The organism is Pseudomonas tehranensis, from assembly GCF_014268615.1.
Taxonomy (GTDB): domain Bacteria; phylum Pseudomonadota; class Gammaproteobacteria; order Pseudomonadales; family Pseudomonadaceae; genus Aquipseudomonas; species Aquipseudomonas tehranensis.
In genome coordinates this window covers 1-14,371 of the sequence record NZ_JABWQV010000119.1, presented here as the reverse complement: position 1 = coordinate 14,371, position 14,371 = coordinate 1, and the positions used below count along the sequence as shown (strand labels likewise).

At 60.6% G+C, this 14,371-nt stretch carries 13 protein-coding genes; 12 read left to right on the top strand and 1 reads right to left on the bottom strand.

The window, feature by feature from the left end; genetic code table 11:
- Positions 1–120 precede the first annotated feature (120 nt).
- From ndk to HU811_RS16980, 12 genes are all read left to right on the top strand, one after another.
- On the top strand, positions 121–546 hold the full coding sequence (gene ndk, locus HU811_RS17035; RefSeq protein ID WP_042727994.1) for a nucleoside-diphosphate kinase: 426 nt from the start codon (positions 121–123) through the stop codon (positions 544–546).
- A gap of 28 nt (positions 547–574) precedes the next feature.
- The gene (rlmN, locus tag HU811_RS17030; protein ID WP_047227475.1) at positions 575–1,723 is read left to right on the top strand and encodes a dual-specificity RNA methyltransferase RlmN; all 1,149 of its coding nucleotides are present in this window, start codon (positions 575–577) and stop codon (positions 1,721–1,723) included.
- A 12-nt stretch (positions 1,724–1,735) separates the two neighbouring features.
- Positions 1,736–2,494 (top strand): type IV pilus biogenesis/stability protein PilW, encoded by a 759-nt coding sequence (pilW, locus tag HU811_RS17025; protein ID WP_092402606.1) that lies wholly within the window; start codon positions 1,736–1,738, stop codon positions 2,492–2,494.
- Positions 2,494–3,537, top strand: a complete 1,044-nt coding sequence (locus HU811_RS17020) for a RodZ domain-containing protein (RefSeq protein ID WP_186657075.1) — start codon at positions 2,494–2,496, stop codon at positions 3,535–3,537. Before pilW ends, HU811_RS17020 begins: the two co-directional genes overlap by 1 nt.
- A gap of 3 nt (positions 3,538–3,540) precedes the next feature.
- Entirely contained in the window at positions 3,541–4,650 is a 1,110-nt protein-coding gene (gene ispG, locus HU811_RS17015) for a flavodoxin-dependent (E)-4-hydroxy-3-methylbut-2-enyl-diphosphate synthase (protein WP_003185136.1), read from the top strand.
- Between the two features lie 24 nt (positions 4,651–4,674).
- Positions 4,675–5,964 carry a histidine--tRNA ligase gene (gene hisS, locus HU811_RS17010; RefSeq protein WP_092402611.1) on the top strand — a complete coding sequence of 430 codons (1,290 nt, stop codon included), beginning with the start codon at positions 4,675–4,677 and terminating at the stop codon, positions 5,962–5,964.
- A gap of 40 nt (positions 5,965–6,004) precedes the next feature.
- Entirely contained in the window at positions 6,005–6,646 is a 642-nt protein-coding gene (locus HU811_RS17005; protein WP_076386234.1) for a YfgM family protein, read from the top strand.
- Positions 6,639–7,790, top strand: a complete 1,152-nt coding sequence (bamB, locus tag HU811_RS17000) for an outer membrane protein assembly factor BamB (RefSeq protein WP_186657074.1) — start codon at positions 6,639–6,641, stop codon at positions 7,788–7,790. Before HU811_RS17005 ends, bamB begins: the two co-directional genes overlap by 8 nt.
- Before the next feature lie 201 nt (positions 7,791–7,991).
- A complete protein-coding gene (der, locus tag HU811_RS16995; protein WP_076386232.1) occupies positions 7,992–9,464 on the top strand; it encodes a ribosome biogenesis GTPase Der in 1,473 nt (490 codons plus the stop codon).
- Between the two features lie 258 nt (positions 9,465–9,722).
- On the top strand, positions 9,723–10,871 hold the full coding sequence (locus tag HU811_RS16990) for a pyridoxal phosphate-dependent aminotransferase (protein ID WP_186657073.1): 1,149 nt from the start codon (positions 9,723–9,725) through the stop codon (positions 10,869–10,871).
- A complete protein-coding gene (locus HU811_RS16985; RefSeq protein ID WP_092402688.1) occupies positions 10,859–11,650 on the top strand; it encodes an amidohydrolase in 792 nt (263 codons plus the stop codon). The genes HU811_RS16990 and HU811_RS16985 overlap by 13 nt, the downstream gene beginning before the upstream one ends.
- A 71-nt stretch (positions 11,651–11,721) precedes the next feature.
- Positions 11,722–12,138 carry a hypothetical protein gene (locus HU811_RS16980; protein WP_092454046.1) on the top strand — a complete coding sequence of 139 codons (417 nt, stop codon included), beginning with the start codon at positions 11,722–11,724 and terminating at the stop codon, positions 12,136–12,138.
- A 183-nt stretch (positions 12,139–12,321) separates the two neighbouring features.
- Here HU811_RS16980 and leuA read toward each other — a convergent pair whose 3' ends face one another.
- Positions 12,322–14,001, bottom strand: coding sequence for a 2-isopropylmalate synthase (leuA, locus tag HU811_RS16975; protein WP_186657072.1), 1,680 nt, complete (start codon positions 13,999–14,001; stop codon positions 12,322–12,324).
- Positions 14,002–14,371 lie beyond the last annotated feature (370 nt).

The following is a 14,371-nucleotide window of genomic DNA, read 5'->3' as shown; positions in this document are numbered from 1 at the left end:
GCAGCCTCGCTTCGCTCGGCAGCTCCTACACGTAGGCAGACGCAGTTAGGCAATACCCAAGAACCCGCGTATAATTCGCGGGTTTAATTTTTCGCAAATTACCGTTTCTGGAGTTACACCATGGCTGTTCAACGTACTTTCTCCATCATCAAGCCTGACGCCGTTGCTAAAAACGTGATCGGCAAGATCGTTACCCGCTTCGAAGACGCTGGCCTGCGCGTTGTAGCTTCGAAAATGAAGCAGCTGTCCAAGGCCGAAGCCGAAGGCTTCTACGCTGAGCACAGCGAGCGCGGTTTCTTCGGTGAGCTGGTTGCCTTCATGACTTCCGGTCCGGTTGTTGTTCAGGTGCTGGAAGGCGAAAACGCCATTGCTCGCAACCGTGAGCTGATGGGCGCCACCAACCCTAAAGAAGCTGCTGCCGGCACCATCCGTGCTGACTTCGCTGAGTCGATCGACGCCAACGCTGTTCACGGTTCGGATTCCGAAGCCGCTGCTGCTCGCGAAATCGCTTACTTTTTCTCCGCTACTGAAGTAACCACTCGCTAAGCCCAGGCTTTTGAGTGAAGGTGAATCCATGACTACATCGAACGGCAAAACCAACCTGTTGGGCCTGACCCAGCCGGAAATGGAGAAATTCTTCGACTCGATCGGGGAGAAGCGTTTCCGTGCCGGCCAGGTGATGAAATGGATTCACCACTTTGGCGTCGACGACTTCGACGCCATGACGAATGTCAGCAAGGCCCTGCGCGAAAAGCTCAAGGCCGTTGCTGAAATTCGCGGTCCGGAAGTGGTCAGCGAGGACATCTCCAGCGACGGCACCCGTAAATGGGTGGTGCGCGTGGCGTCCGGCAGCTGCGTCGAGACCGTTTACATTCCCCAGGGCAAACGCGGCACCTTGTGCGTTTCGTCCCAGGCAGGCTGTGCCCTGGATTGCAGTTTCTGCTCCACCGGCAAGCAAGGCTTCAATAGCAACCTCACCGCCGCCGAAGTGATCGGCCAAGTGTGGATTGCCAACAAATCCTTTGGCAGCGTCCCGGCGACCGTCGACCGTGCCATCACCAACGTGGTGATGATGGGCATGGGTGAGCCGCTGCTGAACTTCGACAACGTCATCGCTGCCATGCACCTGATGATGGATGACCTGGGTTATGGCATCTCCAAGCGCCGGGTGACCCTGTCTACCTCCGGCGTGGTGCCGATGATCGATGAGCTGGCCAAGCACATCGACGTCTCCCTGGCGTTGTCGCTGCACGCACCCAATGACGCATTGCGTAACCAATTGGTGCCGATCAACAAGAAATACCCGCTTAAGATGCTGCTGGAATCGTGTCAGCGCTATATGTCGTCCCTGGGCGAAAAACGCGTGCTGACCATCGAGTACACGCTGCTCAAGGACGTGAACGACAAGGTTGAACATGCGGTCGAGATGATCGAGTTGCTCAAGAACATCCCTTGCAAGATCAACCTGATTCCGTTCAACCCGTTCCCGCATTCCGGCTATGAACGTCCGAGCAACAACGCGATTCGTCGCTTCCAGGATCAGCTTCACCACGCTGGCTTCAACGTCACCGTGCGCACCACCCGCGGCGAAGACATCGATGCCGCGTGTGGCCAATTGGTAGGACAGGTGCTGGATCGCACCCGTCGCAGTGAGCGCTACATTGCCGTGCGTGAGTTGAACGCCGCCGACGATGTTGCGCAAAACGCTGCGAACAGTCACTAAGAGAGGAACTCTATGTCCCTGCGCTTCGCGCTGCTGTTGCTGTTGGCCGGTCTTTGTACCGGTTGTGTTCTGTCGGGTGACTACAACCCCATGAAAACCAGCAAGGGGCGCGACGAGGCGCGTGAAGCCTATGTGCAATTGGGCATAGGCTATCTGCAACAGGGCATGACCGAGCGAGCCAAGGTGCCGCTCAAGAAAGCCCTGGAGCTGGATGATTCAGATGCCGATGCCAATGCGGCCCTGGCGTTGGTATTCCAGGCCGAGATGGAACCTGAGCTGGCCGACGCGCATTTTCGCAAGGCGCTGTCTGCCCAGCCGCAGGATGCACGGATCCTGAATAACTACGGCAGTTTCCTCTTCGAGCAGGAGCGCTATAAAGAAGCCTACGAGCGCTTCGAACAGGCGGCCGCCGACACCCTTTATCCCGAACGCTCACGGGTTTTCGAGAACCTGGGCATGACGGCCTCGAAACTTGGCCAGCGTGATCTGGCTCGCCAGCAACTTGAAAAAGCCCTGCGGCTCAACCGCCAGCAGCCGCGGGCATTGCTGGAAATGGCTGAGTTGTCTTACGAAGACAGGCATTATGTGCCCGCGCGCGATTATTACGAACGTTTTAGCCTGCTGAGCGAGCAAAATGCACGTAGTCTATTGCTCGGTGTTCGGCTGGCCCACGTGTTTGAAGATCGTGACAAGGCCGCCAGTTTTGGCCTGCAACTAAAAAGACTCTATCCCGGTACGCCGGAATATCAGCAATACCTGTCGGAGCAATGATGAAAGCGGCGCATCCTGAAGTTGTAGCAGCGACTCGCGTAAATCCCGGTGAGACCCTGCGCCAAGCTCGCGAAAGCAATGGTTGGTCGCTGGCAGAGGTGGCCCTCAAGCTCAATCTCACTGTGGCTTCCCTGGGCAACCTGGAAGCGGGCGCGTTCGATAAGCTGCCCGGGCATACTTTTGCCCGGGGCTACATCCGTGCCTACGCCAAATTGCTCGGCATGGACCAGACCGAACTGGTCCAGCAATTCGATCAATACACCGGTTCCGACGCCCAGGGCAGCAGCGTGCACAGCCTGGGTCGCATCGAAGAGCCGGTTCGCGTTTCCCACACCATTTTGCGAATCGTCAGTTTGTTGCTGTTGATCGCGGTGATTGGTGGCGGTTTCCTCTGGTGGCAGGACCAGGCTGCCTTGCGCGCCAAGGATCCCATTGCCATGAACCCTGAGCATGTCGAAGTCGAAGGCGCCGACGGCACCACCCGCATACATCCGCTGGACGAGCCTGAAGATCAGGCTGTGATGGAAGGCCAGAGCGCCGGGGAGACCACCCTGGTGTTGCCTCAGGGGCAGGATGGCGCTGATCCCGCCGTGGGTGCCGAACCGAGTGTGCCGGCCGCTCCGGCAGACGTGCCCGCTGCACCCGCCGCGCCAGCCCCGACCGCCAATGCGCCGGCTACTCAAGCGCCGGCTGTACCAAGCACGCCAGCCCCTGTCGTCGAAACTCCGGCCGCGCCAGCCGCAACGCCAGCCGCTCCGACAGCCTCCACCCCTGCGGTAGCGCCTGTCGCTCCCGCCGCCGGTCAAGGCCAGGTACAGATTCAATTTACCGCCGACTGCTGGACGCAGATCACCGATGGCACCGGCAAGGTGCTGTTCAGTGGCCTCAAGCGCAAGGGCGACAGTGCTTCCGTCAACGGCACGCCGCCGTTTGCCGTGCGCCTGGGTTATGCCCGTGGCGCGCAGGTCAGCTACAACGGCCAACCGGTCGACGTGGCTCCGTTCACCAGTGGCGAGACCGCTCGCCTGAAGTTGGGTCAATAAGTCATGCACGGCGAATCTCCAATCAAACGTCGCGAATCGCGAAAGATCTGGGTCGGCAACGTTCCTGTTGGCGGCGATGCGCCCATCGCTGTGCAAAGCATGACCAACAGCGACACCAACGACGTCGCCGCCACCGTTGCGCAGATCAACCGACTGGAAGCCGCCGGTGTCGATATCGTGCGGGTTTCCGTGCCGGACATGGACGCCGCCGAGGCGTTCGGCAAAATCAAGCAGTTGGTCAAAGTGCCGCTGGTGGCCGACATTCACTTCGACTACCGCATCGCCCTGCGCGTGGCCGAGCTGGGTGTGGACTGCCTGCGCATCAATCCGGGCAACATTGGTCGCGAAGACCGCGTGCGTGCGGTGGTGGATGCCGCCCGCGACCGTGGTATTCCGATCCGCATCGGCGTCAACGCCGGTTCCCTGGAAAAAGACCTGCAAAAGAAATACGGCGAACCGACCCCGGCTGCGCTGGTGGAGTCGGCCCTGCGCCATGTCGAGCACCTGGAGCGCCTGAACTTCCAGGACTTCAAGGTCAGCGTGAAGGCTTCCGACGTGTTCATGGCCGTCGAAGCCTACCGCCTGCTGGCCAAGGAAATCGTCCAGCCGTTGCACCTGGGCATCACCGAAGCCGGTGGGTTGCGTTCGGGCACGGTGAAATCCGCCGTCGGCCTCGGTATGCTGCTCGCCGAAGGAATTGGCGATACCATCCGCATCTCGTTGGCGGCCGATCCGGTGGAGGAAGTGAAAGTCGGCTACGACATTCTCAAGTCCCTGCACCTGCGTTCCCGTGGCATCAACTTCATCGCCTGCCCAAGTTGCTCTCGGCAGAACTTCGATGTGGTCAAGACCATGAACGAGCTGGAAGGGCGCCTGGAAGACCTGCTGGTGCCGCTGGATGTCGCGGTGATTGGTTGCGTGGTCAACGGGCCAGGTGAAGCCAAGGAAGCCCATATCGGCCTTACCGGCGGTACACCGAACCTGATTTATATCGACGGCAAGCCGTCGCAGAAACTGACGAATGACAATCTGGTGGATGAACTGGAACGGCTGATCCGCCAGAAAGCGGCCGAAAAGGTCGAAGCCGACGCTGCTGTAATCGCGCGTGGTTGAGTCGAACGAATTTAAGGATTACCTGTGAGCAAGTCCCTGCAAGCCATTCGTGGCATGAACGACATCCTGCCCGAGCAGACGCCCCTGTGGCGTTATTTCGAGGGCACCGTGGCGCGTTTGCTGGATAACTACGGTTATCGGCAGATCCGCATGCCGATCGTCGAGTTCACCGAGCTGTTCAAGCGTTCCATCGGCGAAGTGACCGACATCGTCGAAAAAGAGATGTACACCTTCGAAGACCGCAACGGCGATTCGCTGACCTTGCGCCCAGAAGGCACGGCGGCGTGCGTGCGTGCAGTGCTCGAGCACGGCATTACCGGTGGTGGCCAGGTGCAGAAACTCTGGTACATCGGCCCGATGTTTCGCCACGAGCGTCCGCAGAAAGGTCGTTATCGCCAGTTTCACCAGATCGGCCTGGAGGTATTCAACCTCGACGGTCCGGACATCGACGCCGAGCTGATCGTATTGACCTGGCGCCTGTGGGGCGAGCTGGGCATTCGTGATGCGGTCAAGCTCGAACTCAACAGCCTGGGCACCAGCGAGTCCCGTGGGCGCTACCGCGAAGCGCTGGTGGAATTCCTGTCCGCTCACCTGGACAAGCTGGACGAAGACAGTCAGCGCCGCCTCAAGACCAATCCGCTGCGGGTGTTGGATACCAAGAACGCCGACACGCAGGCGATCCTGGTCGATGCGCCAAAAATGGCTGACTACCTCGACGAAGAGTCCCGTCTGCACTTCGAAGGCCTGAAGGCGCGCCTGGACGCCGTCGGCATTCCCTACGTCATCAACCCCAAGCTGGTCCGCGGGTTGGACTACTACAGCAAGACCGTCTTCGAATGGGTCACCGACAAGCTGGGGGCCCAGGGCACGGTGTGTGCCGGCGGCCGTTACGACGGGCTGGTGGAGCAGATGGGCGGCAAGCCGACTTCGGGCGTGGGTTTTGCCATGGGCATCGAACGTCTGGTGTTGATGCTTGAGACGCTGGACAAGATTCCGCAAGAAATCGCCCGTCAGGTCGACGTTTACCTGTGCGCCTTCGGCGAAGCAGCCGAACTGGCGGCCCTGGCGCTGAGCGAGCGAGTCCGCGACCAGTTGCCCAACCTGCGCCTGCAGATCAACGCCGGCGGCGGCAGCTTCAAGAGCCAGTTCAAGAAGGCCGACAAGAGCGGTGCGTTGTATGCACTGATTCTCGGTGACGACGAATTGGCCCAGCAAGTGGTAGGTTTCAAACCCCTGCGTGGCCAGGGCGAACAACAAAGCATTGCCTGGGATGCGCTTGCCGCACACCTGGCCACCTGCGTCGTGCAGGGTTGAAGCTGTCAAACAGCCGATTTAGCGATTAAGGAGTATTGGGGTGTCGAGTACCGAAGATGAACAGCTGGCGGATTTGAAGGACTGGTGGACGCGCAACGGTAAGCCGCTGGTCACTGGCGGCCTGTTGGCGCTGGTCATCGTGTTCGGCTGGCAGGCCTGGCAGAAATACCAGAGCAACCAGGCGCAAGGCGCTTCGATGCTCTATCAGCAGTTGCTGGAAACCACCCTGACCCCGGACGGCAAGCCTGACGCTGCCCGCGTGGCGGAGTTGGCCGGCAAGCTCGACAACGAATTCGGCGGCACGGCCTATGCGCAATATGGCCGCCTGTTCGTGGCCAAGGTCGCGGTCGACACCGGCAAGCTGGACGACGCCGCCACCGAGCTGAAGGCCATTGTCGACAAGCCGGTCAACCCGACCCTGGGCGAAGTGGCGCGTCAGCGTCTGGCGCAGGTGCTGGCGGCGCAGAACAAGGCCGAAGAGGCGTTGAAGCTGCTCGACGGTGATGCCGACAAGGCGTTCCTGGCGACCCGCGAAGAACTCAAGGGCGACCTGCTGGTACAGCTTGGTCGTGCTGATGAGGCCCATGCGGCCTACCAAAAAGCCAAGGCTGCGCTGTCGGATGAAGCCGCGGTCGGTGGCCTGCAAATCAAGCTGGACGACCTGGCCAAAGGGGATGCGTGACGTGATCCGTTGGAAACATGCAGCATTGCTGGCTCTGGCCATTCTGGCCGCGGGTTGCAGCAGCAACAGCAAGAAAGAACTGCCACCGGCCGAACTGACCGACTTCAAAGAAGAAGTCGTGCTGCAGAAGCAATGGAGCCGCTCCATTGGTGACGGCCAGGGTGAAACCTACAACATGCTGGTGCCGGCCATCGATGGCGACACTATTTATGCCTCCGACGTCACTGGCGTGGTGATGGCGATGGACCGCATCAACGGCGACGTCAAATGGGAGCAGGATCTCGAACTGCCCGTTTCCGGCGCCGTTGGCGTGGGTTACGGGCTGGTCATGATCGGCACGCTCAAGGGCGAAATCGTGGCCCTGGACGCTAGCAGCGGTGAAGAGAAATGGCGCGCCCGCGTGACCAGTGAAGTCCTCGCACCGCCGGCCACCAACGGTGACGTGGTGGTGGTACAGACCCAGGATGACAGCCTGATCGGTCTGGATGCAGCTACTGGCGAGCAGCGCTGGTTGTACGACAGCACTCCGGCGGTACTGACCCTGCGCGGCACCAGTGCACCGATCGTGACCAACCGTCTGGCGGTGGCCGGGTTGTCGACCGGTAAAGTGGTTGCCCTGGATGTTTCCAACGGCGTGCCGGTCTGGGAACAGCGCGTGGCCATCCCGCAGGGCCGTTCGGAACTGGAGCGTGTGGTCGATATCGACGGCGGCCTGCTGTTGTCTGGCGAGACGCTGTATGTCGCCAGTTACCAGGGCCGCGTTGCGGCGCTGGACCTGGAAAGCGGTCGCCCACTGTGGCAGCGCGATGCGTCCAGCTACGCCGGTGTCGCCCAAGGTTTTGGCAGCGTCTACGTGAGCCTGTCCTCGGGCACGGTTGAAGGCGTCGACGAGCGTTCCACCACCGCATTGTGGAGCAACGATTCCCTGGCCCGTCGTCAACTGTCGGCCCCGGAAGTGTTCTCCAGCTACGTTGCAGTCGGTGACCTGGAAGGTTACCTGCACCTGCTCAGCCAGGTGGACGGTCGCTTTGTCGGCCGCGAGCGCATCGACAGCGACGGCCTGCGGGCCCGTCCGCTGGTGGTGGGCAATATGATTTATGTGTATGGCAACAGCGGCAAACTGGAAGCCCTGACCATCAAGTAAGACTATGCTTGGGGCTAGATCTCAAGCGGCCCGTCCTTTGTGGGAGCGGGCTTGCTCGCGAATACGGTGTATCAGAAGAAAATCTGTTAACTGACACACCGCTTTCGCGAGCAAGCCCGCTCCCACAGGACTGCCTCCGAGCACCAGCCGCTGCCTCGCAGCGGCTTTTGTATTTTCTGAAATAACGAAGTGGAGAGCCGCATGGTTCCCGTAATCGCCCTGGTGGGCCGACCGAACGTCGGCAAGTCCACCTTGTTCAATCGCCTGACCAGGACTCGCGACGCCATTGTCGGCGACTTGTCCGGTCTGACCCGTGATCGCCAATACGGTGAGGCCAAGTGGCAAGGGCGTACCTATATTCTGGTCGACACCGGCGGCATCTCCGGTGATGAACACGGCATGGACGAAAAAATGGCCGAGCAGTCGCTGCTCGCCATTGAAGAAGCGGATGTGGTGCTGTTCCTGGTAGACGCCAAGGCCGGTTTTACCGCCGCCGACCAGATGATCGCCGAGCATTTGCGCAAACGTAACAAGCGTTCCTACGTGGTGGCCAACAAGGTCGACAACATCGATCCGGACATGGCTCGCGCCGAGTTCGCTCCGCTGGGCATGGGCCAGGCGATTCCGATTGCTGGTGCGCATGGTAGGGGCATCACCCAGATGCTGGAAATCGCCCTGGCTGACTTCCCGAAAGACGACGAAGACGAACCGGAAGACGGCGAAGAAGAAATCGTTGCCGAAGGCGAGGAAGCCAAGCGCATTCCTGGGCCTAGCGAAAAAGACGGGATCAAGATCGCCATCATCGGCCGTCCGAACGTCGGCAAGTCGACGCTGGTCAACCGCATGCTCGGCGAAGACCGGGTCATCGTGTACGACCAGCCCGGCACCACCCGCGACAGCATCTACATCCCGTTCGAGCGTAACGAAGAGAAGTACACGCTGATCGACACGGCCGGTGTGCGCAAGCGCGGCAAGATCCACGAAGAAGTCGAAAAATTCTCCGTGGTCAAAACCCTGCAGGCGATCAAAGACGCCAACGTGGTGATCTTCGTGATGGACGCCCGCGAAGGCGTGGTCGATCACGACCTGAACCTGCTGGGCTTCGCCCTGGAAGCCGGCCGTGCGTTGGTCATCGCGATCAACAAGTGGGACGGCATGACGCCTAGCGAACGGGATTTCGTCAAGGTCGAACTGCAGCGTCGGCTGTTCTTCGTTGACTTTGCCGACATCCACTTTATCTCGGCCTTGCACGGTACGGGCGTGGGTAACCTTTACGCGTCGGTGCAGAACTCGTTCAAATCGGCGGTCACCCGCTGGCCGACCAACCGCCTGACCCAGATCCTGGAAGACGCCGTCGGCGAGCACGCGCCACCGATGGTCAACAACCGCCGGATCAAGCTGCGTTACGCTCACCTGGGTGGCGCCAACCCGCCGATTATCGTGATTCACGGTAACCAGATCGAGAAAGTGCCCAAGTCGTACGTCCGTTATCTGGAAAACACTTATCGCCGCGTCCTCAAGCTGGTCGGTACGCCGATCCGCATCGAGTTCAAGGGCGGCGAGAACCCGTACGAAGGCAACAAGAACACGCTCACCGACCGTCAGGTCAACAAGAAGCGCCGTTTGATGTCGCACCACAAGAAAGCCGACAAGAAGCGCCGCGATAAGCGTTGATCTAGTCTGGATCTGGATGTTGGGATGTTGACCTGTGGGAGCAAGGCTTGCCCGCGATGGCCGCGCCGCGGTGTACAGATTAAACCGCGTTATCGTTCATCGCGAGCAAGCCTTGCTCCCACAGGCCTTGTTGCCAGAGGGTATGAGTGATCAGCATAAGAGGGTGCCCATGGGCACCCTTTTTCATGCCCGGCGATTGGGCTATCCTCGAGCTCTCCCGCGCCGCACCAGAGCCGGGTGTAGACGCAGGGAACCCCAATGATCACCAGCAAGTTGCCGAATGTCGGCATCACTATCTTCACCCAGATGTCCCAACTCGCCGCGCAGACCGGCGCGCTCAATCTGTCTCAGGGGTTTCCCGATTTCGATGGTCCGCAGGCCCTGCGCGATGCAGTCGGCCGGCATGTGGCCCAAGGTCATAACCAGTACTCGCCCATGACCGGTTTGCCGGCGCTGCGCCAGCAGATTGCGGCGAAGATTGCCCGCAGCTATGGCGTCAGCGTCGATGCCGATCAGGAAGTGACCGTGACCCCCGGTGCGACCCAGGCGATTTTCTGCGCCATCGCGGCCGTGGTTCACAGCGGCGACGAAGTGATTGTGTTCGACCCTTGCTACGACAGCTATGAACCTGCCGTCGAGTTGGCCGGTGGCCGTTGCGTGCATGTGCAATTGGGCCTGGATGATTTCGCCATCGATTTCCAGAAGCTCGGTGAAGCCTTGAGCCCGCGTACGCGCATGATCATTCTCAACACGCCGCACAACCCCAGTGGCGCCCTGATCAGCCGCGTCGAGCTCGACCAGTTGGCGGCCTTGATTCGCGACCGCGACATTTACCTGATCAGTGATGAAGTCTACGAACACCTGGTGTTCGACGGCGTCGCCCACGCCAGTGTCCTGGCCCATGAAGAGCTGTACCGGCGGGCCTTTGTGGTCAGTTCGTTCGGCAAGACCTACCACGTCACCGGCTGGAAAACCGGCTACGTGGTGGCGCCACCGGCCCTGACGGCGGAACTGCGCAAGGTGCATCAGTACGTCAGCTTCTGCGGCGTGACGCCGTTGCAGTACGCCCTGGCCGACTACATGGCCGATCACCCGGAACACGTCGAAGAGCTGCCGGACTTCTACCAGGCCAAGCGTGACCTGTTCTGTGACTTGCTGACCCCTTCGCGCTTTAGTTTCAGGCGGGTTCCCGGCACCTATTTCCAGTTGGTGGATTACTCGCAAATCCGCCCGGACCTCAATGACGTCGACATGGCAGTCTGGATGACCCGTGAGCACGGCGTGGCGACGATCCCCGTCTCGGTGTTCTACCAGAACCCACCCGAAGGCCAGCGCCTGGTGCGCCTGTGCTTTGCCAAACGCGAGGAGACGCTGCGCGAAGCGGCGGAAAAACTATGCGTGATCTGAGTGCCTTGCCCAACCTCAATGTGGCGCTGATCCAGACCACCCTGGCCTGGCACGACCGCCAGGCCAACCTGGAACATTTCGAGGGCTTGCTTGCGCAGGCGCGCGGGGCGGACCTGATTATCCTGCCGGAGATGTTCACCACAGGTTTCTCCATGGAGTCCGAGACCTTGGCTGAGCCGGAAAACGGTCCTTCACACAAGTGGCTCCAGGCTCAGGCGGCGAAGCTCGAAGCGGTGATCACCGGCAGTGTGATTATCCAGGCCGCCGACGGCAGCCATCGCAATCGTCTGCTCTGGGCGCGACCGGACGGCGAAGTGCTGCATTACGATAAGCGTCATCTGTTCCGCATGGCCGGTGAGCACAATCACTACACGCCGGGCGAGCGCCAGGTGCTGTTCGAACTCAACGGCTGGCGCATCCGTCCGCTGATTTGCTATGACCTGCGCTTCCCCGTGTGGAGCCGCGACGCCGAGGACACTGATCTGTTGCTGTACACCGCCAACTGGCCCGGCGCGCGGCGCCAGCATTGGAATCGTCTGTTGCCGGCCCGGGCAATCGAGAACCTGTGTTACGTGGCAGCGGTAAACCGCATCGGCCACGACGGCAAGGGCTTTGCCTATACCGGTGACAGTCAGGTGTTGGACTTCCAGGGCGAAACCCTGCTCAGCGCCGGTGAGGCCGACGGGGTGTTCACCGTGTGTTTGAATGCGGCGGACCTGGCGGCATATCGCACACGCTTTCCGGCGAACCTGGATGCCGACACGTTCGAATTCATCTGATTGAAACGATTCAGCCCTTCAGACGCGCTGATGGTGGCCGATAACCGGGGCAGCCAAGGAGAAGTCCCCCTATGACCAGCATCAGCGCAATCACGGTAAATCCATACCCACTCTCTGCACCCAAGGTTTCTATCAAGGGTGCGGAAGATGAAGCAGCGGTCAGCTCGGCAGTATCGACTGACGCCGGCGCAGACAAAGACCGCCAGTTGAAAGTTGACACCAGTGGCGCGAACATCGCTGGCGCTCCGGCCAGCGGCAGTGGCGATGTCATCGAACAGCTAAAAAAACAGATAGAGCAGACTGAAAAGCTGCTGGCCGAGCAGCAAGCCCAGTTGGCTCGCGTGCAGAAAAGCCAGGCCAACCAGGAGCAGAAAGCCCAAGAGACCATGGCGATCCAGACCCAGATCATGGCCACCCAGGCTACATTGCAGACCTTGCAGGCCGCTTTACTGCAGGCGATGACTGTTTCGATTGATACCCATGCCTGACATCTCGGCCATCTGGTAGGGCGCCTTCGCGAGCAAGCCCGCTCCCACAGGGTGCGGCGCTGCGATTCCAATGTGGGAGCGAGCCTGCTCGCGATGAGGCCGGAACAGCCAGCACAAAACATCAGCCAAACAAAAAGGCCCCAGGGTTCACACCCCGGGGCCTTTTGCATTTCAGCTAAACCATCAGGCCGCTTTGGCTTCCGGCTGGCTCAGGGAGCGGTTCAGCGCGCTGAACAGGGCCTTGAAGCTGGCGGTGGTGATGTTCTCATCGATGCCCACGCCGTGGACCGCGCGCTCACCGTTGACCCGCAGCTCGATGTATGCCGCAGCCTTGGCGTTGGTGCCGGCGCCGATGGCGTGTTCGTTGTAGTCCATGATCTCCACCGGGATCGGCAGGCCGGCCACCAACGCTTCCAGCGCGCCGTTGCCCTTTCCGCGCCAGTGCAGGTTGGTCTCGCCCTGGCCCTTGCTGGCCACTTCGACTTCCACGGCGCTGTTGCCGTTTTCTTCCTGCAGACGATGGCTGACCAGCGCGTACGGGGTGTTGGCTTGCAGGTATTCGCTGTGGAGCAGGGCATGGATCTGCTGGGCGGTCATTTCCAGGCCCAGGCGATCGGTTTCGCGCTGCACCACCTGGCTGAACTCGATCTGCATGCGACGTGGCAGGCTGATGCCGTATTCCTGCTCCAGCAGGTAGGCGATCCCGCCTTTGCCCGACTGGCTGTTGACCCGGATCACCGCCTCGTAGCTGCGGCCGATGTCGGCCGGGTCGATCGGCAGGTACGGCACTTCCCACAGGGTGTCCGGTTTCTGCTGGGCGAAACCCTTGCGGATTGCGTCCTGGTGCGAGCCGGAGAATGCCGTGTGAACCAGGTCGCCCACGTAGGGGTGACGCGGGTGCACCGGGATCTGGTTGCACTCTTCGACCACTTTGCGCACGCCGTCGATGTCGGAGAAATCCAGCTCAGGGTTGATGCCCTGGGTGTAGAGGTTCAGCGCTACGGTCACCAGGTCGACGTTACCGGTGCGCTCGCCGTTGCCGAACAGGCAGCCTTCGACACGGTCGGCGCCGGCCATCAGGCCCAGTTCAGTGGCGGCTACGCCGGTGCCACGGTCGTTATGGGTGTGCAGGCTGATGAGCACGCTGTTGCGACGGGTGATGTTGCGACCGAACCATTCGATCTGGTCGGCGTAGACGTTCGGAGTGGCGACTTCCACGGTGGCCGGCAGGTTGAGGATGACCTTGCGCTCAGGCGTCGGGTTCCAGACCTCGATCACCGCGTCGCAGACTTCCTTGGCGAACTCCAGCTCGGTGGCGCTGAAGGTTTCTGGCGAGTATTCGAACTGCCACTGGGTTTCTGGCTGTTGCGCGGCGTATTTGACGAACAGCTTGGCCGCGTTCACCGCGATTTCCTTCACGCCTTCCTTGTCCTGGTTGAACACGATGCGGCGGAACGACGGGCTGGTGGCGTTGTACAGGTGGACGATGGCTTTTTTCGCGCCGCGCAGAGATTCGAACGTGCGGGCGATCAGGTCTTCACGTGCCTGGGTCAGCACCTGGATGGTGGTGTCGTCCGGGATGTGGCCTTCTTCGATGAGGGTGCGTACGAAGTCGAAGTCGGTCTGCGAAGCCGCCGGGAACGACGCTTCGATTTCCTTCACGCCCACCGCCACCAGGGTTTTCCAGAAACGCAGCTTCTTGGCGGCGTCCATCGGCTCGATCAGCGACTGATTGCCGTCACGCAGGTCGGAGCTGCACCAGATCGGCGCGGCGGTGATGGTCTTCGACGGCCAAGTGCGATCCGGCAGGTTGATGGTCGGGAAGGCGCGGTACTTGGAAGACGGGTCTTTGAGCATGCTCATCTGGGAATCCTTTTATTGTCGTGGCCGGAAAAAGGCGGCCTGCCGGTGGTTCGAACGGGGGTGGCTTACAGCCGGAACGAGGTGCCGCGATTCAGCCTGGCAGTCGTGCGCTGACGAGGCACAGGCTGCGGTGCTGGCGAAGCTGAATGAGGGTGTGAGAGGTTTTCATGCCCTCAACCCTAACCGCGCGGAGGACGGATCGCAAGCAGTCGGGAAAAATTGAGATAAGTTCTGTTTTTAGACCGATTTGCGAGATTTAATCGCGCATATTAGAGGTGTTGATCTTGGAAATTGCGTAGATGTTTTGAGATTGGCAATTCACAGGATGGTGGTGAGGCGTCTGCCGTCATCGCGAGCAGGCTCGCTCCCA